Annotated in this window: 21 protein-coding genes; 16 read left to right on the forward strand and 5 right to left on the reverse strand. The window is 62.8% G+C overall.

What is annotated here, in order from left to right; translation table 11 throughout:
• Nucleotides 1-83 precede the first annotated feature (83 nt).
• From ACXAEH_RS17475 to lhpI, 3 genes are read right to left on the reverse strand one after another with little or no spacing between them, the layout of a single operon-like run.
• On the reverse strand, nucleotides 84-1,109 hold the full coding sequence (locus ACXAEH_RS17475) for a succinylglutamate desuccinylase/aspartoacylase family protein (RefSeq protein WP_475034562.1): 1,026 nt from the start codon (nucleotides 1,107-1,109) through the stop codon (nucleotides 84-86).
• Nucleotides 1,110-1,126: 17 nt separating this feature from the next.
• Nucleotides 1,127-2,311 carry an aminotransferase-like domain-containing protein gene (locus tag ACXAEH_RS17480; protein ID WP_475034564.1) on the reverse strand — a complete coding sequence of 395 codons (1,185 nt, stop codon included), beginning with the start codon at nucleotides 2,309-2,311 and terminating at the stop codon, nucleotides 1,127-1,129.
• 17 nt (nucleotides 2,312-2,328) lie between these two features.
• Nucleotides 2,329-3,258, reverse strand: a complete 930-nt coding sequence (gene lhpI / locus ACXAEH_RS17485) for a bifunctional Delta(1)-pyrroline-2-carboxylate/Delta(1)-piperideine-2-carboxylate reductase (protein ID WP_475034566.1) — start codon at nucleotides 3,256-3,258, stop codon at nucleotides 2,329-2,331.
• Nucleotides 3,259-3,640: 382 nt separating this feature from the next.
• Here lhpI and ACXAEH_RS17490 point away from each other — a divergent pair, with 382 nt between their 5' ends.
• The 10 genes from ACXAEH_RS17490 to ACXAEH_RS17535 all read left to right on the forward strand — a co-directional run bounded on the left by ACXAEH_RS17490 (nucleotide 3,641) and on the right by ACXAEH_RS17535 (nucleotide 13,429).
• Entirely contained in the window at nucleotides 3,641-4,804 is a 1,164-nt protein-coding gene (locus ACXAEH_RS17490) for a M24 family metallopeptidase (protein WP_475034568.1), read from the forward strand.
• 61 nt (nucleotides 4,805-4,865) lie between these two features.
• Nucleotides 4,866-5,720 carry an ectoine/hydroxyectoine ABC transporter substrate-binding protein EhuB gene (gene ehuB, locus ACXAEH_RS17495; protein ID WP_475034570.1) on the forward strand — a complete coding sequence of 285 codons (855 nt, stop codon included), beginning with the start codon at nucleotides 4,866-4,868 and terminating at the stop codon, nucleotides 5,718-5,720.
• Nucleotides 5,721-5,769: 49 nt separating this feature from the next.
• Nucleotides 5,770-6,534, forward strand: coding sequence for a maleate cis-trans isomerase family protein (locus ACXAEH_RS17500; protein WP_475034571.1), 765 nt, complete (start codon nucleotides 5,770-5,772; stop codon nucleotides 6,532-6,534).
• A 27-nt stretch (nucleotides 6,535-6,561) separates the two neighbouring features.
• Nucleotides 6,562-7,419 (forward strand): ectoine/hydroxyectoine ABC transporter substrate-binding protein EhuB, encoded by an 858-nt coding sequence (gene ehuB / locus ACXAEH_RS17505; RefSeq protein ID WP_475034572.1) that lies wholly within the window; start codon nucleotides 6,562-6,564, stop codon nucleotides 7,417-7,419.
• A gap of 60 nt (nucleotides 7,420-7,479) precedes the next feature.
• A complete protein-coding gene (ehuC, locus tag ACXAEH_RS17510) occupies nucleotides 7,480-8,202 on the forward strand; it encodes an ectoine/hydroxyectoine ABC transporter permease subunit EhuC (protein WP_475034574.1) in 723 nt (240 codons plus the stop codon).
• 3 nt (nucleotides 8,203-8,205) lie between these two features.
• Complete coding sequence (gene ehuD / locus ACXAEH_RS17515; RefSeq protein WP_039127002.1) at nucleotides 8,206-8,871, forward strand: ectoine/hydroxyectoine ABC transporter permease subunit EhuD; 666 nt, start codon at nucleotides 8,206-8,208, stop codon at nucleotides 8,869-8,871.
• A gap of 8 nt (nucleotides 8,872-8,879) precedes the next feature.
• Nucleotides 8,880-9,644, forward strand: a complete 765-nt coding sequence (ehuA, locus tag ACXAEH_RS17520; protein WP_475034576.1) for an ectoine/hydroxyectoine ABC transporter ATP-binding protein EhuA — start codon at nucleotides 8,880-8,882, stop codon at nucleotides 9,642-9,644.
• A gap of 2 nt (nucleotides 9,645-9,646) precedes the next feature.
• A complete protein-coding gene (locus ACXAEH_RS17525) occupies nucleotides 9,647-11,044 on the forward strand; it encodes an amidase family protein (RefSeq protein WP_475034578.1) in 1,398 nt (465 codons plus the stop codon).
• A gap of 12 nt (nucleotides 11,045-11,056) precedes the next feature.
• Nucleotides 11,057-11,758 carry a GntR family transcriptional regulator gene (locus ACXAEH_RS17530; RefSeq protein WP_475034580.1) on the forward strand — a complete coding sequence of 234 codons (702 nt, stop codon included), beginning with the start codon at nucleotides 11,057-11,059 and terminating at the stop codon, nucleotides 11,756-11,758.
• A gap of 27 nt (nucleotides 11,759-11,785) precedes the next feature.
• Nucleotides 11,786-13,429 carry a choline dehydrogenase gene (locus ACXAEH_RS17535; RefSeq protein WP_475034581.1) on the forward strand — a complete coding sequence of 548 codons (1,644 nt, stop codon included), beginning with the start codon at nucleotides 11,786-11,788 and terminating at the stop codon, nucleotides 13,427-13,429.
• Between the two features lie 54 nt (nucleotides 13,430-13,483).
• Here ACXAEH_RS17535 and ACXAEH_RS17540 read toward each other — a convergent pair whose 3' ends face one another.
• On the reverse strand, nucleotides 13,484-14,911 hold the full coding sequence (locus ACXAEH_RS17540) for an aldehyde dehydrogenase family protein (RefSeq protein WP_475034582.1): 1,428 nt from the start codon (nucleotides 14,909-14,911) through the stop codon (nucleotides 13,484-13,486).
• Nucleotides 14,912-15,280: 369 nt separating this feature from the next.
• Here ACXAEH_RS17540 and ACXAEH_RS17545 point away from each other — a divergent pair, with 369 nt between their 5' ends.
• The 6 genes from ACXAEH_RS17545 to ACXAEH_RS17570 all read left to right on the forward strand — a co-directional run bounded on the left by ACXAEH_RS17545 (nucleotide 15,281) and on the right by ACXAEH_RS17570 (nucleotide 21,895).
• Entirely contained in the window at nucleotides 15,281-16,846 is a 1,566-nt protein-coding gene (locus ACXAEH_RS17545; protein WP_475034584.1) for an ABC transporter substrate-binding protein, read from the forward strand.
• Between the two features lie 146 nt (nucleotides 16,847-16,992).
• Nucleotides 16,993-17,973, forward strand: a complete 981-nt coding sequence (locus ACXAEH_RS17550; protein WP_475034585.1) for an ABC transporter permease — start codon at nucleotides 16,993-16,995, stop codon at nucleotides 17,971-17,973.
• Complete coding sequence (locus ACXAEH_RS17555; protein ID WP_475034586.1) at nucleotides 17,970-18,920, forward strand: ABC transporter permease; 951 nt, start codon at nucleotides 17,970-17,972, stop codon at nucleotides 18,918-18,920. The genes ACXAEH_RS17550 and ACXAEH_RS17555 overlap by 4 nt, the downstream gene beginning before the upstream one ends.
• Before the next feature lie 4 nt (nucleotides 18,921-18,924).
• Nucleotides 18,925-19,920, forward strand: a complete 996-nt coding sequence (locus ACXAEH_RS17560; RefSeq protein WP_475034588.1) for an ABC transporter ATP-binding protein — start codon at nucleotides 18,925-18,927, stop codon at nucleotides 19,918-19,920.
• Nucleotides 19,917-20,960: an ABC transporter ATP-binding protein gene (locus ACXAEH_RS17565; RefSeq protein WP_475034589.1), complete on the forward strand. Its 1,044-nt coding sequence runs from the start codon at nucleotides 19,917-19,919 to the stop codon at nucleotides 20,958-20,960. Before ACXAEH_RS17560 ends, ACXAEH_RS17565 begins: the two co-directional genes overlap by 4 nt.
• Nucleotides 20,961-20,974: 14 nt before the next feature.
• Nucleotides 20,975-21,895 carry a LysR family transcriptional regulator gene (locus tag ACXAEH_RS17570; RefSeq protein ID WP_475034591.1) on the forward strand — a complete coding sequence of 307 codons (921 nt, stop codon included), beginning with the start codon at nucleotides 20,975-20,977 and terminating at the stop codon, nucleotides 21,893-21,895.
• Nucleotides 21,896-21,959: 64 nt separating this feature from the next.
• Here the strand turns inward: ACXAEH_RS17570 and ACXAEH_RS17575 are convergent, their stop codons facing one another.
• Nucleotides 21,960-23,555 carry a GMC family oxidoreductase gene (locus ACXAEH_RS17575; RefSeq protein WP_475034592.1) on the reverse strand — a complete coding sequence of 532 codons (1,596 nt, stop codon included), beginning with the start codon at nucleotides 23,553-23,555 and terminating at the stop codon, nucleotides 21,960-21,962.
• Between the last annotated feature and the right edge of the window lie 80 nt (nucleotides 23,556-23,635).

A 23,635-nucleotide genomic window follows, 5' to 3' on the forward strand; every position in this document is an offset into this window, starting at 1 on the left:
CCCGTCCGCGGCCTGTGCCAGGTCCGGCGCTTCCAGCTGTGCACGGCCCCAAGGAGCCAGGGGGCCGTGCAGAGAGGGTCCGGTCAGCCTTCATAATCGCTGAGGGTGAAGAACAGCGTGTCGCCGATTTCACACAAGGCAGGCGTGCGCTTGCAGAACACCACGCCGCCTTTGTTGAAGCGCAGCTCTTCCGGCTTTTCCCACGGCTCTTTCAGGTTCCAGATGTAGCCCGCCAGCTGGCCGTCCTCGACCACGTCGCCGAGGTTCACAACCGGCTCGAACATGCCGTCCTTGCCTGCAAAGATGTAATGGTCACCGGTCTGCATCGCCTTGAGCGAGACCTTGTGCTCGGGGTCGGGCAGGTGCTCGTCCTTGGTGAAGACGCCCAGCTCGCGCAGGCAGCGCTTCATGCCGTTGAAGCCGAACTCGCGGATCCAGGGGCGGATCTTGCCGGCGCCGCCGAGTTCGGTGGACAGGTAGATCTTGTCCTGCGGCAGGATTTCACCGGACAGGGTTGTTTCATGCACCCGGTCGCCGACGATGCCCAAGGGCGCGCCGAACAGCTCCAGGAACTTCATCTGCATCGCGTCCTTCTGGGCGTCGCCCATCAGGCGGATCTTGACCGAGGGGTGGTGGTCGATGGATTTGCCGGCCGAGTGCAGGTCAAAGAACGCATCGCCGCGCGGCACGATGTGGTTGGTGATGTACCAGGCGATCATCTCGGTCGGGGAGCCGTACTGGTTGCCCGGGAACATCCGGTTCAGGTTGGCCTCTCCAGTCCAGTCCAGCGGCGAGGTGCGGCGCCCGGCATAGAAGGCCGGGGCGTTGGCCGCGGGCAGGAAGATGATCTGGCCTTTGATGTCTTCGGGCTCCAGCTCCTGGTACAGGCCGTTGCAGATCGAGACACCTTCGTATTCGTCGCCATGGTTGGCGCCGATCACCACCGCGACGGGGCCGTCGCCGTTCTTGATCGACATAATCGGCATCGGCAGCCAGCCATAGGCCGATCGGTCCGAGGAGAACTGGATGCGCACGTAGCCGTGCTGCTTGCCGTCGGCGTCCAGATCGATCTCGCAGGAGGGGGCGAGGGAGACTTTGGGGCAGGGCATGGGAAATTCCTTCTGTATTATGCCGCTTGTGCATTGGATTGGAGTTTGCGCCAGGCGGCGCCGAGTTTGGCGATGCCGTCCTTGATTTCGTCTACCGTGATGAAGCTGTAGGCCATGCGGATGCAGTTGCCGGGATCGTCATTGGGGAAGCTGAGCCGGCCGGAGGAAACCTCGACGCCTTCTTCAATGCCCAGTTCGACCAGACGTTCCGCATCGGTGCCCTCGGGCAGCGCGGCCCAGAGGAAATAGCCGCCGTGCGGAGCGCGGATTTTGGCTTCCGGGATGTGTTCGGCAAAGGCTTCGATCATCGCGTCGCGATGGATGCGCATCTGGTGGATCATTTCGTCGATGTGATGCGCCATCTTGTTGGACTGCATCAGCTGCACCACGATGCGCTGGGCAAAGGCGTTGGAGCCGCCATCGGCCTTTTGCATCGCCATGCGGCGGATCACGCCGGCGTCGCCGATCGCCCAGCCGACGCGCAGGCCAGGGGCGAGGATCTTGGACACGGTGCCGAGGCTGATCACATGGCCGGTGGTGTCCATGGATTTGATCGAGGGGATCACTTCGCCCTCGAACCGGATGCGGCGGTAAGGGTCGTCCTCGCAGATCACGAAGTTATAGCGCTGCGCCAGCGCCAGCATCTTTTTACGGCGCGCCAGCGAGGTGGTGACGCCGGTCGGGTTGTGGAAGTCCGGCACGTCGAACAGGAGCTTGGGCATCTGTTCGGCGTTGTTTTCCATCCGCTGCAGTTTTTCTTCCAGCTCGTCGGCGCAGAAGCCTTCCTCATCCTGACCGATGTCCAGGAAGCGCACGTTGTGGGTGCGCATGATGTGGACAGCAGTCATATAGGTCGGGCGGGTGACGATCACGGTGTCGCCGGCCTCGCAGAAAGTACGCAGCGCCAGATCAAAGGCGCTTTTGGAGCCGTAGGTGACCAGCACGTTCTCGCGGCTGGCCTTGATGCCGTCCTCGGCCACGAAGTTGCAGATCTCGTCGCGCAGGTCGTCGAGGCCCATCAGCGGCGCGTATTGCATGGCTTCTTCGCGCAGGGGGCCCACGGCCTCGGTCGCCTCGCGCACCACGTCGGGCAGGCAGGGCGGGTAGGCGGCGCCGGAATTGAGGGCGATGGTGCCCGGCGCGTGGTCGAACACCGATTTGCCAAGAATGGCAGAGCGGCGGGCGTATCTGAAATCAGTCATTGTCTTTCCAGTCAGGTTCAGGATGCGGCGGCCATGCGGGCGGCGGTAAAATCCTCGATCGCGGCCCCCACGGATTTAAAAACGGTGATTTGGCTGTCCGACTTGCGCGGCTGCGCCTCGCCCCGGCACAGCTCGGCCATGTCGCCAACGATATCGGCACGGGTGATGGTGCCCTCCGCAAGCGGTTGGGTGATGTCGCCGGCCTCGGCCATGGCGCCATCGTAGGTGTCGACGATGATGCCGCCTGCGGCGCGCTTCAGCGCCTCGCTGTCGGCTTCGCGCATTTCGGTGGTGAAACCGCCAACCAGATCGAGGTGGGTGCCGTCTTTCAGCAGAGCGCCCTTGATCAGCGGCTCATTGGTAATGGTGGCGGCGGCGATGACGTCGGCTTCGGCGACGGCGGCGTCGAGGTCAGCGGCGACGGTGACGGCCTCGTCGAACTGATTGGCCAGCGCCTGGGCTTGCTCGGGGCGGCGGGCCCAGATCTTGACCGTTTCATAGCTGCGCACGGCGCGGTGGGCCGGGATCAGGTTGCCGGCAATGGTGCCCGCGCCGACGATCAGCAGCGATTTGGCATCCTTGCGCGCCATTTGGTCGGCCGCGAGGGCAGAGGTGGCGGCGGTACGGCGCGCGGTCAGCTCGCCGCCCTCCATCACCGCCTCGGCCTGGCCGGTCACCGCGTCGAACACCATCACGCTGGCGTTCACCGCGGGCAGGTTGCGGGCCGAGTTGCCGGGGGCGATGAACAGGATCTTCACCGCCAGCTTGCCGCCTTCCTCCCAGGCGGGCATCGCCAGGAACGTGGCATCCGGCTCACCCGGCACCGGCACGGCATGCGCGGTGCGCAGGGGCTGCGAAACGCCTTTTGCAAATGCCCCATTCAGTTCGGAAATCAGTGCCTCCCAGGGCAGGGCGGCCTGCATGTCGCTGTCGGTGAAGAGTTTCAACTGGCTGTCCTCCCGCTGCCGGTTTTGCTGGATAATATATTATCTAGTATCAAGCGGCGTCAAGCGTTGTGACAGCCCGCGTTAAAGCACCGGTCTGGCCCAACGCAGCAAGGCCGTGCGGCGGTTCTGTTGCCATTGCGGCTGTGATGCCGTTTTGAGAATCAGCCTTGCCGGATTGCGGATTCGATCCTGAGATTCTCTGGGACGCCGCCTGTTTCGGTAGATGGCGCGGCTGAGGAGGGGATGCGCTGAGAACCCCTGTTTTCTTGGGCAATCGCCCCCTTTCAGGTGCTGGTTTCGCCCAATTCTCAGAAAATCCTTGCTCTAAATAATATATTATCTAGTATGACAGCACGCAAACACAGCTCGTGTAAGGTACGACATGACAGCCCCATACGCAGATTTCACCAAAGAAGAGTTCGAAGCGCGCTACGCCAAAACCCGTGCGCTGATGGCCGAGAAAAACCTCGACGCCATGCTGATCACCGAACGCCTGAACTATCAGTATTACACCGGCCACCGCTCCGAGCAGTGCGCCGTGGACAAGATCCGCTCCTATATGTTCATCCTGCCCAAGGATGGCGACCCGACCCTGATCACCATGCCCTTTGAGGTGGCACAGGTGGAGCAGACCTCCTTCATCACCGACATCCGCACCACCGGCGGGCTGATGGGCCACCCAGAGTTCATCATCGGCGTGCTGAAGGACCTGGGCCTTTCCAAGGCCCGCATTGGCGCCGAACTGGGCCGCGAGCAGTATCTGGGTATTTCCTACCTTGGCCTGCAGGAAGTGATGAAGGGCCTGCCGGAGGCGGATTTCATCGACGCCGCCGACATTATCCTGAAGGTGCGCAACGTGAAGTCGCCGCAGGAAATCGAATACCTGCGCCGCGCCTCGATCATTTCCGCCGAAGCGCAGAAGAAGACCTTTCAGGAGGTGCGTGCGGGCATGACCGAAAACGAGGTCGCCCAGATCCTGCGCCAGAACCTGATTGCCAACGGTGCCGAGAAGATCTCGCTGCTGTGCGTGCTGTCGGGTGCCAACGAGAAAGGCATCGTGCTGCTGCCCACTGACCGGGTGATCCAGAAGGGCGAAACCCTCGGGTTTGACGTCGGCGTCAGCTACAAGGGCTATTGGTCGGATCTGGCGCGAACCGCGTCGATCGGCAAACCTTCGGATGCGCTGAGCGAGTTTTACACCTGGGCCATGCAGCTGCGCCATGACTGCAACATGCAGCTGACAGCAGGCAACACCCCTGCACATGTGATTGAGGTGGTCGACAAATACCTGGCTGAACGGGGCCTCAAGACCATGGGCGTGGGCCGGGTCGGTCACGGTGTCGGCATCGAAACCACCGAATACCCGTCGCTGGCGGCGTTTGAGGACATCACCTTCGAGGTCGGCAACGTCTTTGCCTGCAACCCGAACTTCTCGAACGAGCTGGGCTTCATCAACGCCGAGGACAACTGGGCGGTGACGGAAGGCGAGCCGGACCTGCTGTCGGCGCCGGTTGCCGAATGGGAGATCCCGGTCATCGAAGCCTGATGAGGATGTGAATCATAGGCGCCGCGGGGAGATCCGCGGTGCCGCACCAAGGGAGGAAGATATGAAAATCAATGAATTGCGCCGGACACTGCTCAAGACAGTGGCGGCAGCTGCATTGGCCGGGGTGCCTGCGATGGGCATGGCCGAAACGCTGGAAGAGCGCGGCAAGGCGGATGGGCTGCGGGTCGCCTATTACAACTTTGCCCCCTTTGCCTATGTCGATGGCGACGGCAAGGTGATTGGCGAGCAGGTGGAAATCCTGCGCCATGTGCTGGGCGAAATGGGCCTGAGCATCGCCTCTGAAACCTCGACCGAATGGGGCAACCTGATCCCGGGGCTGAAGGCCGGCCGGTTTGATATCGTGGCGGCGGCGATGTTCGTGACGCCCAAGCGCTGCAACGAGGTTGCCTTTTCCGAGCCGACATTTGGCATCCAGCAGGCGCTGGTGGTGAAAAGCGGCAACCCTGCGGGTCTGTCGGAATATGAAAGTGTGCGCGAGGCGGGCGTGACGATGGCGGCGATCTCCGGCACTGCCCAGGTCGACTGGGCCAAGAGCGTCGGCGTCGAGGAAGCCAGCATCATGCAGGTGCCGGATACGCCGACCGGGCTGGCGGCTGTGCGCGCGGGCCGGGCCGATGCCTTTGCCATTGATGCGCCTGGCGCACGTCTGGCGGTGGCCGGCAACGACGGCGGCGCGTTTGAGATGCTGCAGCCCTTTGCCGAGGTGGATGGCAAGCCCGCCAGCCCGCATGGCGCCTATGCGGTTCGCCCGGATGAAGCGGCATTTGTCGCGGCCTTCAATGCCAAGCTGGCCGAATTCATTGGCACGCCGGAGCATCTGAAGATCATGGAGGCGCATGGGCTGCAACCCAGCGAGCTGCCCTCGCGCAGCACTGCCGATCTTTGCAAAGGCTAACCCAGGCGGGGTCTTCGGACCCCGTCCACTGACTGATCAAGGCTGGACGATGACGACGCAAGACCAGATGCCGCTGACTGAGACTGTGCTGGGCGAAAGCCCCGGCCCGTTCCGGGTGGGCGTGCTGGCGCTGGCCAATGACCAGGTGATCGAACGCGACCTGGGGCGGCTGCTGCCTCGGAACGTGCTCACCTTCACCACCCGCATTGCCTTTGGCGGCGATTGCACCGTGGGTCAGCTGGCCAAGATGGCGCCGCAGCTGGCGGAAGCCGCGCGGCAGTTGAACCCGGAGGTGGCGCTGGATGCGGTAATTTTCGGCTGCACATCCGGCACCATTGCCATTGGTCCGGACGTGATCCGCGATGCCATCCAAACTGTGCGGCCTGGTGCGCTGCTGGTGAACCCGGTGGAGGCCGCCGCAGGCGCGCTGCGCCACCTGGGCGCACGCCGCATCAACCTGGTGACGCCGTACGAGCCGGAGATTGCGGCCCGCATGGCGGCGCAATTTGAGGCGGCGGGCTTTGCTATCAACCGCCGGTATGACTTCGGCATCACCGCCTCGGAAAACATCAGCCGGGTCCGGCCTGAAGCGATCCTTGAAGCTGCCGCCCGGCTGGGCGGGGAAGGGGCGGAGGCTATCTTTATCTCCTGCACGGATTTTCAGTCGCTGGAGGTTTTGGAGCGGATCGAGACAGAGACCGGCATCCCGGCGGTGTCCAGCAATCAGGCGATGGCCTGGGACATTCTGGCCTCGCTGGGTGTGACGGGCGGCCTGCCGGGCTATGGCCGGCTGCTGCGCGGCACACCAAACTGACGACAAAATAAAACAGGGAGAAAACTCATGACATTCAACAAGATCCGCAGAACCGTGCTGAAAGGCGCCCTGGCGGCAAGCGTGGCAATGCTGCCCGCTGTGGCGGCCCATGCCGAAAGCCTGATGGACCGCGCCAAGGGCGAGGGGCTGCGCGTCGCCTTCTATAACTTCAAACCCTATGCCTATCAGGACGACAGCGGCAATCTTACCGGCACTGACGTCGAAACCCTGCGTGCGGTGCTGGACGCAATGGGCGGCAAGATCGCCGAGGCCAAGTCCACCGACTGGGGCGCATTGATCCCCGGCGTCAAGGCCGACCGTTTCGACGTCGTGGCTGCCGGCATGTTCGTCACCCCCAAGCGCTGCGCAGAGGTGCAATTCTCTGAGCCGACTTTCGGCATCCAGCAGGCGATGGTGGTGGCCAAGGGCAACCCCAAGGGCGTCACCAACTATGAATCCGTGGCCGATCAGGGGCTGAAGATCGGTGTGGTCTCGGGCTCTGCCCAGAAAGGCTATGCCGAGGCCGTCGGTTTGACCGACACCAGCATTTCGCAGCTGCCCGACAACCCGACCGGGGTGGCTGCCCTGCGTGCGGGCCGTATTGATGCCTGGGCGGTCTCGGCCCCCGGCGTGCGTCAGATCATCGAAAGCCTGCCGGATGCGCCGATTGAATCCACTGCACCCTTTGCCGAGGTGGCAGGTAAGGCAGCAGTTTCGCACGGCGCCTTTGCCTTCCGTCCGGCGGATGCGGAATTTGTTGCGGCCTTCAATGCCGAGCTGACCAAGTTCATCGGCTCCGACGCGCATATCGCACTGTTGCAGGAGCACGGCATGACCGCCGACGAACTGCCGATCAGCGCCACTGCCGAGCTCTGCGGCAGCTAAGACCAACAGCCTCCTCCGGCTCCGGACCCGGGGGAGGCTTGAACGGATGGGGAGGGCCGGATGGTACCAAGAATAGCCATTGTCATTGGCTTGGCCGCCTTTTTGGCGGGCTTGTCGGTGGCGACCTTTGCCGAGCTGAAGATGTTTCTGCCCGCGATCCTGAAAGGCGCGGTGGTGACGGTTCAGATCTCGGTGCTGTCCTGGCTTGTCTTCATGGCCATGTCGCTGATTGCCGGTGTTGCCCGGGCCAAGGCCTCCGGCGCGGTGCTGTGGCTGGCGGTGGGATACATCGAGATATTCCGCGGCACCTCTCTGCTGGTCATTTTGTTCTGGCTGTTCTTTGTGATGCCCGAATTCGGCCTTACCATGTCGCCGGTTCTGGCGGGTGTGCTGGGCATCGGGCTGAACTTCGGCGCCTATGGCGCAGAGATTGCCCGCGGCGCTATCGGAGCAGTGCCAAAGGGTCAGACCGAGGCAACCATTGCCCTCAACATCTCACCCTGGAACCGGATGGTGCGCATCATCCTGCCGCAGGCCATCGCCATCATGATTCCCGGCATGGTCAACCTGACCATTGAGCTGATCAAGGCCACCGCCCTGGTCTCAGCCGTTACCCTGGTCGACATCACCTATGCCAGCGTGCAGCAGAACCAGCTGCATTTCCGCACCGTGGAGATCTTCGCGATCACGCTGATGCTGTATTACTGCTTTGCCCAGTTCGTGCGCTTTGGCGGCGACGCCTTGGAAGAGCGCTTCTCCCGCCACTTGAGCAAGAGGGTCTGAGCCATGGACTGGAGATGGGATTTCACATTCGACGTGGTGCTGCCCAAGATGTGGGAAGCCGCAGGCGTCACCGTCTGGGCCACAGTCGCAAGCTTTGTTCTGGCGCTGATTGGCGGCCTCATCCTGATGCTGCTGAAAACGCACCGCTCGCCCTGGATCAGCAGGCCGGCCACTGAGTTCATTGAGTTCATCCGGGCAACACCCCTGTTGGTGCAGATCTTCTTTCTGTTCTTCCTGCTGCCCGATTTCGGCATCACCCTGCCGCCGCTGACCACAGGCATTCTGGCCATCGGCATCTATAATTCTGCCCTGTGTGCTGAGGTCTACCGGGCCGGGTTCCAGGCCGTGCCCAAGGGCCAGTGGGAGGCCTGCATTGCGCTGAACCTCTCGACCTACCGCACCTTCCGGGATGTGATCATCCCGCAGTCGCTGCCCCCCATTGTGCCTGCGCTGGGCAACTACCTGGTAGCGATCTTCAAGGAAACGCCGCTGCTGTCCTTCGTGGCGGTTGCGGAAATCATGCAAATCTCCAAGCTGATCGGCGCGGAATACTACCGCTTTACCGAAGCCGTCACCATTGCAGGGATCTTCTTCCTGGTGATGAGCCTGATCGCCGCCTTCCTGATCCGCCTGGTGGAGAACTACGTCAAGAGGAGCATCCTGCATTGACCCATCCCATGATCCAATTCGACAAGGTGCTGAAAGCCTATGGCGCGCTGCAGGTTCTGAAGGATCTCGACTTCAGTGTGGACAAGGGCGAGGTGGTCTCGATCATCGGCCCCTCGGGTTCCGGCAAGACCACGGTGCTGCGGGTTCTGATGACGCTGGAAGGCATTCAGGGCGGCACCATGTATGTGAATGGCGAGCCGCTGAACAGGATGCAGAAGAACGGCACGCTGGTCGATGCCAGCACCGCGCATGTGCGCCGGATCCGTTCGAAGATCGGCATGGTGTTCCAGAACTTCAACCTTTTCCCGCATATGACGGCACTGGAGAACTGCATCGAGGCGCCGGTGCATACGCTGGGCCAATCGAAGGCAGAGGCAACCGAGGAGGCGATGCGACTGCTCACCATGGTCGGGCTGGCCGACAAGGCGGGCCACTATCCCAGCCAGCTGTCGGGCGGCCAGCAGCAGCGGGTGGCAATTGCCCGCACCCTGGCAATGCATCCGGAGGTGCTGCTGTTTGACGAGCCGACCTCGGCGCTGGACCCGGAGATGGTAGGCGAAGTGCTGGAGGTGATCCGCGACCTGGCGAAATCAGGCCGTTACACCATCCTGCTGGTCACCCACCAGATGGGCTTTGCCAAGGAGGTCTCGGACCGGGTGTGCTTCTTCGACGGCGGCCGCATGGTCGAGCAGGGTGCACCCGGGCAATTGTTCGACAACCCGCAGAACGCGCGGCTGCAGCAGTTCCTGTCCAAGGTGCTGGAGGCGGGGTGAGCATGGCAGCGGTGCGGTATCCCCTGCTGGAGGGCGTGTGGCCCGATGCGGTGGCGCTGCGTCAGGCGCTGGCGCAGGGGGCAGTTTCCGCGCGCGCAGCGCTGGAGAGCTGTTTTGCGGCCATCGACCGGGTAAACGGTGCGTTGAGCGCGGTGGTTTATCAGGACCGGGCCGGGGCGCGGGTGGCGGCGGATGCTTGCGATGCGGCGGCGGCGCCCATTGGACCGCTGCATGGAGTGCCGGTGACTGTGAAGGAGTGCTTTGACTGGCAGGGGCATCCTACCACCTGGGGAGATCCGGCACGGTCGGATACGGTTGCCGCGGAGGATTCCGCCGTGGTGGCGGCGCTGAAACGGGCCGGGGCGGTGATCCTCGGCAAGACCAACATTCCGCCCTACCTGTCCGATTGGGAGACCGCCAATCCGCTGTTCGGCGCCACTCGCAACCCCTATGACCCCGAACGCAGCGCGGGCGGCTCTTCTGGCGGGTCGGCAGCGGCGGTGGCTTCAGGCATGTCCTACATCGATATCGGCAGCGACCAAGGCGGCTCGATCCGGCTGCCTGCGCATAACTGCGGCGTGCATGGGCTGAAGCCCAGCTGGGGGCGGATTTCCCTGCGCGGCCACAGCCCATTGGGCGAGCTGCGGGAGCCGGATATCGGCGCGGCGGGGCCGCTGGCACGCTCGGCGCGGGACGCGGCGCTGGCCTATTCAGTTCTGAGCGGGGATGCTGGAGGGGCTGCAGTGGACACGGCCTCGTTGCGGATTGCGCTGCTGCCTGATTTGCCCGGCTGCCCGGTCGAGGACAGCTACCGCGCTGCCATAGAGGCTTTCGCCAGCCGGTTGCGGGCAGCAGGTGCCAGCGTGGCGGAAGCCGCGCCGGAAATCGATTTTGACCGGGCAACCGAACTGATGAACCTGCTGGTGCGGGCGGAAACCGCGCGCAAGGCGGAGCTGGCGGCAGAGTTCCGTGCCCGCCAGGGCGCCGATGCCCCCGCAGGCGCCTATGCGGCGTTGAATGAACGCGGCAATGCGCTGAGCCACCGCGATTGGCTGGTGCTGCATGAGGAACGGCTGCAGCTGTGCCAGATGCTGAAGGGCTTTTTCGCAGACTACGACCTTCTGCTCTGTCCGGCGGCGGCCGGGGCAGCGGCGCCCCTGCGCCCCGATTGCGAGGTCACCGCCCGCACGGTGATGGTGAATGGCCGCGAAGAACCGATCCTCAAGCAGCATATGCTGCACATGCTGGGCAGCCTGTGCTATCTGCCCGCGCATGTGATGCCAATCGGGGGGCTGCCTTCCGGCCTGCCGCTTGGTATTCAGCTGATTGGCGCTTTGGGGCAGGACCATAAGGTCCTGGCGGCGGCCGAGGCTTTTGGCCGCCTGGAATGTGACGAATAGGTACGGTGGATCATGAAGAACATTCTCAACTACGGTGATGGCCCCAAGGCGATCTATGAGGTTCTGAAACAGCAGATCATTGCTGGTGAGCTGAAGGCTGGGGAAGAGCTGAAGATCATGCCGCTGGCCAAGGAGATGGACATCTCTATTGTGCCGCTGCGCGAAGCGATCCGGATGCTGGCGGCCGAAAGCCTGGTGGAGCTGCGTCCCCGCCGCAGCCCGATCATCGCCAGGATGAATGAACGCGAGCTGATCGAGATGAACCAGATCCGCGGCGCGCTGGAACCCATTGTGCTGGCCGACGCGGTGCCGCGCCATACCGAGGCGACCATCGCCGCCTGCCAGACGCTGATCGAGCAGGACGAACGCTCCACCGATCTGTGGGAGAAGGTGGAGCTGAACCGCCAGTTCCACCTGGCGCTGCTGGAGCCCTCGATCATGAAGCGTTCGCTGGCGATCATCGGCGACCAGTATGACGGCATCGCCCGCATCACCCAGTTCCGCGTGGTCGATCATGGCGGCATGGTCGGCAAGCATAACTTCGAGCATGAGGCGATCCTGGATGCGGTCCGGGTGGCCAATGTGGAAAAGGCGGTGGTGCTGATGACCCGCCATATCGATCACGCAACAGTGCGTGCCAAGCACGAGCTGAGCCAAGCGGTGGAGGCGGGCCCGGCTGCGGGCAGCGCCGCCGCGAAAGCGACCAAGGGCTGACAAAGCCCTCAACAGGGAAGACAACAGATGAAGACCTGCGACTATGTTGTGGTGGGAGCCGGCAGCGCCGGCGCCATCATTGCTGCACGCCTTGCGGAAGACCCTTCGGTCTCTGTCCTGCTGCTGGAGGCGGGGCCGAGGGACACAAGCCCCTTGTTCCATGTCCCGGCGGCGATGCGCTATGCCTACAACGCCCCGAAATACAATTGGAACTACGAGACCGAGCCGGAGCCGTTCCTGAACAACCGGGTGCTGGTGCAGCCGCGCGGCAAGGTGCTGGGGGGCTCCAGCTCGATCAACGGCCAGCTCTATCTGCGCGGCCACCCGATGGACTATGAGGGCTGGGCTGAGGCCGGGGCCAAGGGCTGGTCTTATGCCGAGGTGCTGCCCTATTTCAAACGGCTGGAAACTCGGGTGGATGGCGCCAGCGAGTACCGCGGGGCCGAAGGCAGGATCCGCGCCTCGACCATGGGAGCGGACAACCCGCTGACCCAGGCCTTCCTGCAGGCGGGCAGCGAGGCGGGATACCTGCGCACCGATGACGTGAACGGCGGTCAGCAGGATGGCTTTGGCCTGCTGCCCAAAAACGTGGCCGGCGGCCGCCGCTCCTCGACGGCACAATGCTATCTGCGCAACCCGCCGGCCAACCTGACCATCGAAACGGGCTGCCACGTGCGCAACATCGTGATGGAGGGGCGCAAGGCCACAGGCCTGCGGATGGTGCAGAACGGGCAGGAAGTGACGGTCAAGGCGAACCGCGAGGTGATCCTCTCGGCGGGCGCCTTCAACAGTCCGATGATTTTGATGCACTCCGGCATCGGGCCGGCTGCGCAGCTGCGGGAACAGGGCATCGAAGTGCTGCACGACCTGCCTGGCGTGGGCGAGAACCTGATGGACCACCCGCTGACCTCGCTGCAGGTGGCCTGCACGCAGGCCGTGACGCTCTACAAGCATTTGAACCTGTTTTCGCAGGCCAAAGGTGTGCTGGATTGGCTGCTGACCCGCAAGGGGCTGCTGGCCAACAACCATTTCGACGCGGTCGGTTTTGTGCGCACCAAGGCTGGCGTGCGCTTCCCCAACCTGCAGATTGCTCTGTTCCAGATCGCGGTGGCCGAGGGGTCGGCGGACTTCGTCAAGGAGCACGCCTTCCAGCTGCAATTTGCCAACCAGCGCCCGCAAAGCCGCGGTTATGTGCGGCTGGCGTCAAACGATCCCTTCGCTGCGCCGCGCATCCGGTTCAACCTGCTGGAGCACCCGGAAGACGTAGAGGAGCTGAAAGCCGGTTTCCGCCTCAGCCGGGAATTGGTGCAGCAGCCCTCGCTGGCGGCCTTTACCGGCAAGGAAATCTTCCCCGGCGCGCAGGTCGAAAGCGATGCCGACCTGGAAGCCTGGCTGCGCGAGACCTGCCATTCCTCCTATCATCCCTGCGGCACCTGCAAGATGGGCAGTGATCCGATGGCAGTGGTCGACCCGGAATGCCGGGTGCATGGCATCGAAGGCCTGCGGGTGGCGGATGCCTCGGTGATGCCTATCATCCCTTCGGCCAACCTCAACTGCCCGTCAATGATGATCGGCGAGAAGACTGCGGATATGATCGCAGGCAAGGACCCGCTGCCGCCATCGAACCTGCCGTATTACAATGATCCCAACTGGGAGACCTCGCAGCGCTAGGCAAAAAAGAGGGCGCCCGGTTGGGCGCCCTTTCCAGTCGGGGAAGTTTCCGGCCTATTGCGCCGCCGCTGTCAGCCGGGGGAAGAGGTACTCCTGCACCGCCGCCTCGCCGCCGACGCAGCCCAAACCGCTTTGCTTGATGCCGCCAAAGGGCACGTCGATATAGGCAGTCGTCAGCTGATTGACAGCGACGCTGCCAACCTGCAGCCGGGCAGCTACGGCTTCGGCCTCGCCCTGGTCAGGGCCATAGACATAGCCGGACAGCGCCAGCGCGCAATTGTTGGCCTCGGCAATTACTGCTTCCAGGTCGTCATAGGGGGTGATGCAGGCAATCGGGCCAAAGATCTCTTCGCGCAGGCCCAGGGCGTCCCAGGGCACATTGGCAAAGACCTTGGGCGTGACCCAATTGCCCCCCTCCTGCGAAGCGGGTTCGTTCACCACGGCGTTGGCGCCCTTGGCAATGGCATCCTCGGCGATGCGCTGCATCGAGGCGACGCGCTCAGTCGTCGCGAGCGGCCCCATGGTGGTGCCATCCTCCAACCCGTCGCCCAGCACCAGGTCCCGGACATAGGCGCCTGCGGCTTCGGCAAAGGCGTCATGCTGGACCCGGTTCACAAAGATCCGGTTGGGTGCGGTACAAACCTGACCCGCGTTCCAGAAGCGTTTGGAAATCAGCGCCTTTGCGGCGGCCTCCGCATCCGCGCCAGGCAGCACGATGGCGGGTGCGTTGCCGCCCAGTTCCAAGGTGCAGCGCATGATCTCGGCACCGCATTGCGCTGCCAGCTGGCGGCCCACCCGCACCGAGCCGGTATAAGACAGGTGCCGGGTCGCCGGGTGCTTGATCAGCGCCTCCGACAGCATCGCCGACGACCCCATCAAGAGGTTCACCGCGCCCTCGGGCAGGCCGGCTTCATGCATGATACCGATCAACCGCGCAACCGAGGCCGGGGTGGAGTTGTTGGCAATCACCACTGCGGTGCAGCCTGCCGCCAGCGCCGGGGCCAGATGCACCGCCGCGGTTTCGACCGGGAAGTTCCAGGTGGTGATGATGATCACCGGTCCGGCGGGGATCATGTCGATGGTACGGTTGGTGCCCTTGTCGGGGCGCTCATAACGGAACGGCATGGTCTCGGCGAGTGATGCGAAATGCTCGAACATCTCGACCACCCCGTCCATCTCCATCCGCGCTTCCGCCAGCGGCTTGCCTTGTTCGGTGGTAATCAGCCGCGCGAGCTCCTCATGCGCGTCTTGAACCCGCTGGGCAATGGCACCCAGCATCCGTGCCCTTTGTGCCGGCAGCAGGGCCGACCAGGCGGGGAAGGCATTGGCGGCTGCATCCGCTGCAGCCTGCGCGTCTTCTGCGGTGGCGCAGACTATTGTGCCGGCCGGGGTGCCGGTGGCTGGCGACAGGTTGTCCCGGATGTCCCGGTTCGTTTCGGAAAGCCATGCGCCGCGGATAAAGGGCGCGCAATTCTGGGCCATGGGAGTGTCCTGAGTGAGTTTTGATTGATGCTATATAATATATTATTTTGTGCGCAGCAAGCACTCTCATCCGGTCGGCTGCGGTGTGTCTTGGCGGCAAAGCGGCAAGGAAAGCACGCTTTGGCAGCGGGTCTGCAGCGTCAAACTGGCAATGTATCCCGGGAAACCAGCAGCCTTCTTGATGCGGGCAAGGCGCTTGATAGCGCCGTCCGAGCTTCCTGCGCCATCTGTAAGGATCTGTTTCTATGATGTTTTTCAAAAACCGCATAGCTGTAATGTGCCTCCTGCATACCCTATGCGATATCGGCATTTCACAGTGCGCGCTGCACAGGATAGCGTTTCGGCCATAATCACAGGGGAGTATGCCTAATGACGAAATTTGTCAGAAGCCTGGCGGCGGCAGCCGTCGTGGCGGCAATGGCACCGATGGCCTATGCCGAAACCACCGTGCGCGTTGCCTATGACGCCGACCCGGTCTCGCTGGACCCGCATGAGCAGCTGTCCGGCGGCACGCTGCAGCTGTCGCACATGGTCTTTGATCCGCTGGTGCGCTGGACCCAGGACCTGCAGTTCGAGCCGCGCCTGGCCGAAAGCTGGGAGCAGATCGACGGCACCACCATGCGCTTCAAGCTGCGCAGCGGCGTGACCTTCCACAGCGGCAACCCGCTGACCGCCAAGGATGTCGACTGGACCTTTGACCGTCTGAAGCAAAGCGACGATTTCAAAGGCATCTTCGCCCCCTTCACCGACGTCGAAGTTGTCGACGACATGACCTTCGACCTCAAGACCTCGGAGCCTTATCCGCTGGTCCTGCACACCGCGACCTACATCTTCCCGATGGACAGCGCCTATTACAGCGGCACCACCGCGGATGGCAAAGACAAGGCTGAGATCGTCAAGCACGGCGACAGCTTTGCTTCGCGCAACGTCTCGGGCACCGGCCCCTTCATCGTCTCCGAACGCGAGCAGGGCGTGCGCGTGGTCTTCGACCGTTACGCAGATTACTGGGACAGTGAAAGCGGCGGCAACGTTGACAAGATCGTGCTGACCCCGATCAAGGAAGACCCGACCCGCGTGGCGGCCCTGCTTTCCGGCGACGTGGACTTCATCGCACCGGTTCCGCCGACCGACCTCAAGCGTGTGGCCGATGCGGAAGGTGTTGACCTGATCACCATGCCCGGCACCCGCATCATCACTTTCCAGATGAATCAGAACCGGGTTGAGGCGTTCAAGGACGCCCGCGTCCGCAAGGCGATTGACTACGCCGTGAATAACGCAGGCATCGTCGACCGCATCATGCGCGGCTTCGGCACAGTCGGCGCACAAGCCAGCCCGGCCGGCTACCTGGGCTACAGCGAAGACTTCGCCCCGCGCTATGACTTGGAGAAAGCCAAGGCGCTGATGGCCGAGGCGGGCTATGCCGACGGTTTCTCGATCACCATGATGGCGCCGAACAACCGCTATGTGAACGACGACAAAATCGCCCAGGCGGTGGCCTCGATGCTGTCCAAGATCAACATCACCGTTGACCTGCAGACCATGCCCAAGGCGCAGTACTGGCCGACCTTCGACGAGCGCGCCGCGGACATGATGATGATCGGCTGGCACGCGGATACCGAGGACTCGGCCAACTTCCACCAGTTCCTGACCGCCTGCCCGGATGAAGCCACCGGCAACGGCCAGTACAACTCCGGCAACTACTGCAACGCCGAGGCCGACTCGCTGATGAACCAGGCGAACGCGGAAACCGACCCGGCCAAGCGCGCCGAGCTGCTGCAGAAGCTGGAAGGCATCCTGTACGACGAGGCCGCCTTTATCCCGCTGCATTGGCAGAACCTGGCCTGGGGCGCCAAGTCCGGCATGAACTCCGCCGACATCGTGAACGCGCTGAACTTCCCTTATTTCGGTGACCTGGTTGTCGAAACCGGCAGCTAAGCCACTGAGACGACCCGGGCCGGTCTCCCCCGGCCTGCCCGGGACACCCCTATAACAAACGGCTGCCAAGGCCGTGCTTGCAGGATGTGCCGTTCCACGGGAAACTGCCACCTGCGCTATCAACAAACTCTACAAAGGTCAGGACGATGTTTGCCTATCTCGCGAAGCGAGTGATTCAGGCGGTTGCGGTGATGTTCGTCATCTCGCTGATTGCCTTTGCCATCCAGGGCAACCTGGGCGACCCGCTGCGCGAGCTGGTCGGGCAGTCAGTCTCGGAAGAAGTGCGCCAGCAGCTGCGCGATGAGCTGGGGCTGAACGACAGCTTCGTGACCCAATACCTGCGGTTTGCCGGCAATGCGTTGCAGGGTGATCTGGGCACCTCTTATTTCTTCAAGGAACCGGCGCTGGACGTGATCCTGAAGAAACTGCCCGCGACGCTGGAGCTGGTGTTCGGCGCGACGCTGATCATCGTCGGTTTTTCGGTGCCGCTGGGCGTCTATACCGCGATCAAGCCCGATAGCATCCTCAGCCGCATCATCATGGGGCTGTCGATCATCGGCATCTCGATCCCGGTTTTCCTGACTGCGATCCTGATGATCTTTGTGTTCTCGGTGGAATACGGCTGGCTGCCCTCCTACGGGCGCGGCGACACCGTGCATGTCTGGGGGTATTGGGACACCAACTTCGCAACCTCCGACGGCTGGCTGCACATCATCCTGCCCAGTTTTGCACTGGCCTCGATCATGCTGCCGTTGTTTGTCCGCCTGATCCGCGCCGAGATGATGGAAGTGCTGCAGTCGGAATACGTCAAATATGCCAAGGCCAAGGGCATCAACCCGTGGCGGATCTACTTTGTGCACGCGCTGAAAAACACCCTGCTGCCGGTGATCACCGTGGGCGGTGTGCAGATCGGCACCATGGTGGCCTACACAATCCTGACCGAGACGGTGTTCCAGTGGCCGGGCATGGGTTTCATGTTCCTTGAGGCGGTGAACCGTGTCGATACCCCGCTGATCGTCGCTTACCTGATTGTCGTCGGTTTTATCTTTGTGGTCACCAATACCATCGTCGACCTGATCTACGGCCTGGTGAACCCGACGGTGAATATCGCGAGGATGGGCGCATGAGCACTGAAATGCTGAACCCGAAACCGCAACCCTCGCGCTGGTCCAAGGCCTGGAACTCCAACATGGGTTACAGCTTCCGCCGCAACCCGGTGGCAGTGGTGAGCATGGTGGTCTTCCTGCTGATCGCAGCGGCCTCCTTCCTGGCTCCGCTGATTGCGCCTTATGACCCCTATGATCCGGCGCAGATCGACATCATGAATTCCGAGTATCCGCCCATCTGGATCAACGACTCGCTGCCTGAGTTCATGCTGGGCACTGACGACCAGGGCAGGGACCTGTTGTCGACGATCCTCTATGGCACCCGGCTGTCACTGCTGATCGGCATCTGCGCGGTGGCGCTGCAGGCCTTCCTGGGCATCTCCATCGGCCTCATCGCCGGCTATATCGGCGGCCGCCTGGACAGCCTGCTGATGCGTCTGGCGGATATCCAGCTGTCCTTTTCGACCCTGATGGTGGCGATCATCTTCCTGGCCGTGACCCAGGCGATGTTCGGCTCGGATACTTTCAACCGTTATGCCGTGGTGTTCCTGATCGCGGTGATCGGGGTGGCGGAATGGCCGCAATACGCCCGCACCGTGCGTGCCACCGTGCTGGCCGAGAAGAAGAAGGAATATGTCGACAGCGCCCGGGTGCTGGGCTTTGGCCCGATGCGGATCATGGTGCGGCATATTCTGCCGAACTCGCTGTCGCCGATCTTTGTGATCTCCACCGTGCAGGTCGCCAATGCGATCATTTCCGAAGCCTCGCTCAGCTTCCTGGGTCTGGGCATGCCGCCAAGCCAGCCGTCGCTGGGCTCGCTGATTTCTTCCGGCTTTGACTACATCTTCTCGGGCAGCTGGTGGATCACTGCCATCCCCGGCGTGGTGCTGGTGGTGCTGGTTCTTGTCATCAACCTGCTGGGCGACTGGATGCGCGACGTCCTGAACCCGAAACTTTACAAGGGGTAACGCGATGAGCCTTCTTTCCGTTCGCGACCTCACCGTCAAATTCGCCATGCGCGACGAGACGGTCACCGCCCTCAACGGCATCTCCTTCGACCTTGCCAAGGGCGAGCGTCTGGGCATCGTCGGCGAAAGCGGCGCCGGCAAGTCGATCACCGGCTTTTCGCTGATGAACCTGCTGAGCCGCCCGGGCTATATCGACACCGGCAAGATCCTGTTCGAGGGCGAAGACGTCGTTCAGATGAACGACAAGCGCCTGCGCAATCTGCGCGGCAACCGGATGGCGATGATCTTCCAGGACCCGATGGTGACGCTGAACCCGGTGCTGACCATCGGCCAGCAGATGATCGAAACCCTGATGGCGCACCGCAAGCTCAGCCGTGAAGAGGCCCGTCAGATTGCCATCGTCAAGCTGCGCGAAGTCTACATCCCCTCGCCGGAGGAACGGCTGGAGCAATACCCGCACGAGCTGTCGGGCGGCATGCGCCAGCGGATCATCATTGCGATTGCGCTGCTCTTGGACCCGCAGCTGATCATCGCCGATGAGCCGACCACGGCGCTGGATGTGACCATCCAGGCCGACATCATGGAGCTGATGCTGGAACTGTGCCAGTCCAACCAGGTCGGGCTGATCCTGATCACCCATGACCTCGGCGTGGTCAGTCAGATGACCGAACGCACGCTGGTCATGTACGCGGGCCGCATCATCGAATCTGGGCGCACCCGCGAGATCATCAACGACCCGCAGCACCCCTATACCCAAGGGCTGATCAACGCGCTGCCGCAGCAGACCCTGCCGGGCCAGCGGCTGAAGCAGATCCCCGGCAACATGCCGGGCCTGGCCAGCATCCCCCAGGGCTGCGCCTTCAATCCGCGCTGCAAATACGCAACCGACCTTTGCCGCAGCCGGGTGCCGGACACCGTGCATTACGGCGAGGTTGAGGTGGCCTGCCACGAGGTGCAGCGCCTGCACAGCGATGAAGACCGTCAGGAGGCACGGGCATGAGCGACGCAACAACTGACCGCGCGCTGCTGGAAATCAAGAATCTGGAAAAACGGTTCGACTTGGACCAGGGCTTTCTGGAAACGCTCAAATTCAAGCAGGGCCGCATTGTGCGCGAGACCCGCTCTGTCCATGCGGTGAACAACATCTCGCTGGAAGCCCGCAAGGGCGAAGCGCTGTGCGTGGTGGGCGAGTCGGGCTGCGGTAAATCCACCGTTGCACGGCTGGTGGCCGGCCTGTTGACCCCCAGCGCGGGGGAGATCCATTATGGCGGCCAGCGCATCGACAACCTGTCGCGCGGCGACATGCAGCCCTTGCGCAAGAAGATCCAGATGATCTTCCAGAACCCCTATGCCTCGCTTAACCCGCGCATGACCATCCGTCAGGCGCTGGAGGAGCCGGTGCGCCACCATTACCCCAGTGCCTCGGCAGCAGAAGTGCGCGACAAGGTGACAGAGGTCATGCTGTCGGTCGGCGTCGATCCCAGCTGGGCCAAGCGCTATCCGCATGAGTTTTCCGGCGGCCAGCGCCAGCGGATCGCCATCGCCCGCGCCCTGACGGTGGACCCTGAATTCATCATCGCTGATGAACCGATCAGCGCGCTGGATGTGTCGATCCAGGCGCAGGTGCTGAACCTGATGCTGGAAGCCAAGGAAAGCCGCGGCCTCACCTATCTGTTCATCACCCACGACCTGAGTGTAGTTGAACACTTCGGCACCCGCGTCGCGGTGCTTTACCTCGGGTCGGTTTGCGAGGTTGCGGACACGGCGACATTGTTCTCCAACCCCAAACACCCCTATACTCGGGCCTTGCTGTCCGCGGTGCCGCAGCTCAAGGACGACCGGCCGAACCATATCCGCCTCAAGGGCGAGATCCCGACGCCGATCAATCTGCCGCAAGGCTGCCCCTTCCAAAGCCGCTGCGCCTTTGCGGACGCACGTTGCAAGAGTGAAAAGCCCAAAGCCATTCACCAGCCCGATGGCAGCACGGTTGCGTGCCATGCCGTTGAAGAAGACAGGCTGGATGAGGTGGCCGCCGGTTAAGACGGGACGCCCAGTTGGACATCATCTGGCTCAAAGATTTCGAGGCTTTGGTCGCGTGCAAGAATTTCTCGCGCGCGGCCGAGGAACGCAATGTCAGCCAGCCGGCCTTCTCCCGCCGCATCCGGGCGCTGGAGAATGAAATCGGCGTGCGGCTGATCAACCGCGAAACCCTGCCGCTGACACTGACCCCGGCAGGGGAGGTGTTCCTGTCGCAGTCGCGCATCATGCTGCGCACCTACGAGGAAACCATCGAGCGCTGCCAGACCATCGACGCGGCGGGCGAAAACGTGATCCGTTTTGCCGCCTCGCAGTCTCTCTATATGACCCACTACAAAAGCCTGATCGCGCCTTTGGCCAGCGAAGGGGGGCTGGACACCGACCTCAACTCCACCTCCTGGGCCGCCGACCAGTTCGTCAGCGCGCTGCAGCAGGGCTATTGCGACGTGATCCTGACCTATTGGCATCCGTCGATGGATTTTCTCGGCCCGCTGGAAGTCGCCAATTTCGAGCATCTGACCCTGTCCACCGACCGCTATGTGCCGGTCTCCCGTACCACTCCGGACGGGGCGGCAGAGTTTTCCTTCCCCAACGGGGGCAAGGAGGCGGTGCCTCTGCTGTCCTATGGAGCTGTCTCGGCGCTGCGCTCGGTGCAGGAGTTTGCGCTGGCGCAGCTGCTGCCGGGGCAGAAGGTTTTTGTGGTCAATCAGAACGCGCTGGCCAACAGCGTCAAGGCAATGATCCAGGAAGGGTTCGGCATGGGCTGGCTGCCGCTGAGCCTGTGCCGCGAAGAGATCGGCCAGGGGCGCTTTGCGGTGGTGGATGAGCGGCTGGCAACCGATTTGGAAATCCGCCTCTACCGAGACCCGCGCAGCACCAAGCCGACGCTGGATGTGCTGTGGAAACAGCTGAAGCGCTCCGCCCTGGAAACCGCCTAACCCCTGATCTGGCCGCCTGGTTGATGGTGCGCGATGGTCAAGATCTTGACTTTCAACCGTTATTTTATCCGGAGGCGGCAATCATATCGCTGGCCTTTTCGCCGATCATGATCGCGGGCGCATTGGTGTTGCCCGAAACGATCTCCGGCATGATCGAGCAATCCGCCACCCGCAGCCCGCGAATGCCGTGCACGCGCAGTTCCGCGTCCACCACTGCATCCTCGCCCTGGCCCATTTTGCACGTGCCAGTGGGGTGGTAGATCGAGGCGGTGTTGCTGCGCGCCCAGTCCAGCGTTGCCTCGTAGTCGTCCATTGGAAGTTCCGCGCTGGGGCGGAATTCTTCTGAGATCTTCGAGGTCAGCGGCGCGTGCCGGGCGATCTTGCGGGCGATGTTCACCCCGGCCACCACGGTGCGGCAGTCGGTTTCGGCCGACAGGTAGTTCGGGATGATCTTGGGGTAGGTATTCGGATCCGGGGACACGATCCGGATCTCGCCCTTGCTTTCGGGGCGCAGCTGGCACACCGACATGGTGAAGGCCGAGAAGGGATCAGCGCCTTTTCCTGGGTTCTCTGCCGACAGCGGCTGCACGTGGAATTGGATGTCCGGGGTCTCCAGATCATCACGGGTCTTCATGAACCCGGTGGCAAGGCTTGCCGCCATGGTCATCGGCCCGGCCCGGAACAGCGCGTATTTCAGGCCGATCTTGGCCTGGCCGAACAGGGTGCGGACCTCATCGTTCAGGGTCGGCTCGTTGCATTTGTAGACCAGCCGCGCCTGCAGGTGATCCTGCATGTTCTTGCCGACACCATAGAGGTTTTTCTTCACTTCGATGCCCTGTGCGGCAAGCTGCGCGCCCTCGCCGATGCCCGACATCATCAGGATCTGGGGCGAGTTGATGGCGCCGCCCGACAGCACGATTTCGCGCCGCGCGGTTATGCGCTGGATATGCCCTGCGCGGTCTTTGTAGATAACCGCCACAGCGCGGCCTTCCTGGATATCGACCTTTTGCACCATGGCCCGGGTGATGATTTGCAGGTTCTCACGCTTCTTCACCGGGTTCAGAAAAGCCACCGCCGCGCTGCAGCGGCGGCCGTTCCGGGCAGTCAGCTGGAAGAAGCCGACGCCTTCCTGGCTGGCACCGTTGTAATCCGGATTGAACGGATAGCCCGCAGCCTGTGCCGCGGCGACCCAAGCGTCGGTAATCGGGCGCTGAATGCGCATGTTGGAGACCGACAGCGGCCCGCCGCTGCCGTGAAACGCATCGGCACCGCGCTCGTTGTTTTCCGAGCGCTTGAACAGCGGCAGAACATCTTCCCAGCCCCAGCCCGCGTTGCCCATCTGGCGCCAGCGGTCATAGTCTTGTGGCTGGCCGCGAACGTACAACAATCCGTTCAGCGAGGAGGAGCCGCCCAGCACCTTGCCGCGCGGCCATTCAATCGAGCGGCCATTCAGGCCCGGGTCAGGTTCGGTCTTGTAGCACCAGTCGACCGAGGGGTTGTGGATTGTCTTGAAGTAGCCGACGGGGATGTGGATCCACGGGTTGATGTCCCGCCCGCCTGCCTCCAGCAGCACCACCTTATTGCTTGGGTTGGCGCTCAGCCGGTTGGCGATGACGCACCCCGATGACCCCGCTCCTATAACAATGAAATCTGCTTCCACGACCTTCTCTCCGGCTTGTGTGGAAAAAACTTCTATACAGATCGCGGGAAATAAGCTAGCTATTTTTGATACGAAACGTC

Source organism: Leisingera sp. ABM4_060, from assembly GCF_056158765.1.

What these genes read in the sequence shown, in the direction of transcription:
- ACXAEH_RS17475 (WP_475034562.1), bottom strand. Translation starts at nt 1,109, where the DNA reads ATGCCCTGCCCCAAAGTCTCCCTCGCCCCCTCCTGCGAGATCGATCTG.
- ACXAEH_RS17480 (WP_475034564.1), bottom strand. Translation starts at nt 2,311, where the DNA reads ATGACTGATTTCAGATACGCCCGCCGCTCTGCCATTCTTGGCAAATCG.
- ACXAEH_RS17490 (WP_475034568.1), top strand. Translation starts at nt 3,641, where the DNA reads ATGACAGCCCCATACGCAGATTTCACCAAAGAAGAGTTCGAAGCGCGC.
- ehuB (WP_475034570.1), top strand. Translation starts at nt 4,866, where the DNA reads ATGAAAATCAATGAATTGCGCCGGACACTGCTCAAGACAGTGGCGGCA.
- ACXAEH_RS17500 (WP_475034571.1), top strand. Translation starts at nt 5,770, where the DNA reads ATGACGACGCAAGACCAGATGCCGCTGACTGAGACTGTGCTGGGCGAA.
- ehuB (WP_475034572.1), top strand. Translation starts at nt 6,562, where the DNA reads ATGACATTCAACAAGATCCGCAGAACCGTGCTGAAAGGCGCCCTGGCG.
- ehuC (WP_475034574.1), top strand. Translation starts at nt 7,480, where the DNA reads ATGGTACCAAGAATAGCCATTGTCATTGGCTTGGCCGCCTTTTTGGCG.
- ehuD (WP_039127002.1), top strand. Translation starts at nt 8,206, where the DNA reads ATGGACTGGAGATGGGATTTCACATTCGACGTGGTGCTGCCCAAGATG.
- ehuA (WP_475034576.1), top strand. Translation starts at nt 8,880, where the DNA reads ATGATCCAATTCGACAAGGTGCTGAAAGCCTATGGCGCGCTGCAGGTT.
- ACXAEH_RS17525 (WP_475034578.1), top strand. Translation starts at nt 9,647, where the DNA reads ATGGCAGCGGTGCGGTATCCCCTGCTGGAGGGCGTGTGGCCCGATGCG.
- ACXAEH_RS17530 (WP_475034580.1), top strand. Translation starts at nt 11,057, where the DNA reads ATGAAGAACATTCTCAACTACGGTGATGGCCCCAAGGCGATCTATGAG.
- ACXAEH_RS17535 (WP_475034581.1), top strand. Translation starts at nt 11,786, where the DNA reads ATGAAGACCTGCGACTATGTTGTGGTGGGAGCCGGCAGCGCCGGCGCC.
- ACXAEH_RS17540 (WP_475034582.1), bottom strand. Translation starts at nt 14,911, where the DNA reads ATGGCCCAGAATTGCGCGCCCTTTATCCGCGGCGCATGGCTTTCCGAA.
- ACXAEH_RS17545 (WP_475034584.1), top strand. Translation starts at nt 15,281, where the DNA reads ATGACGAAATTTGTCAGAAGCCTGGCGGCGGCAGCCGTCGTGGCGGCA.
- ACXAEH_RS17550 (WP_475034585.1), top strand. Translation starts at nt 16,993, where the DNA reads ATGTTTGCCTATCTCGCGAAGCGAGTGATTCAGGCGGTTGCGGTGATG.
- ACXAEH_RS17555 (WP_475034586.1), top strand. Translation starts at nt 17,970, where the DNA reads ATGAGCACTGAAATGCTGAACCCGAAACCGCAACCCTCGCGCTGGTCC.
- ACXAEH_RS17560 (WP_475034588.1), top strand. Translation starts at nt 18,925, where the DNA reads ATGAGCCTTCTTTCCGTTCGCGACCTCACCGTCAAATTCGCCATGCGC.
- ACXAEH_RS17565 (WP_475034589.1), top strand. Translation starts at nt 19,917, where the DNA reads ATGAGCGACGCAACAACTGACCGCGCGCTGCTGGAAATCAAGAATCTG.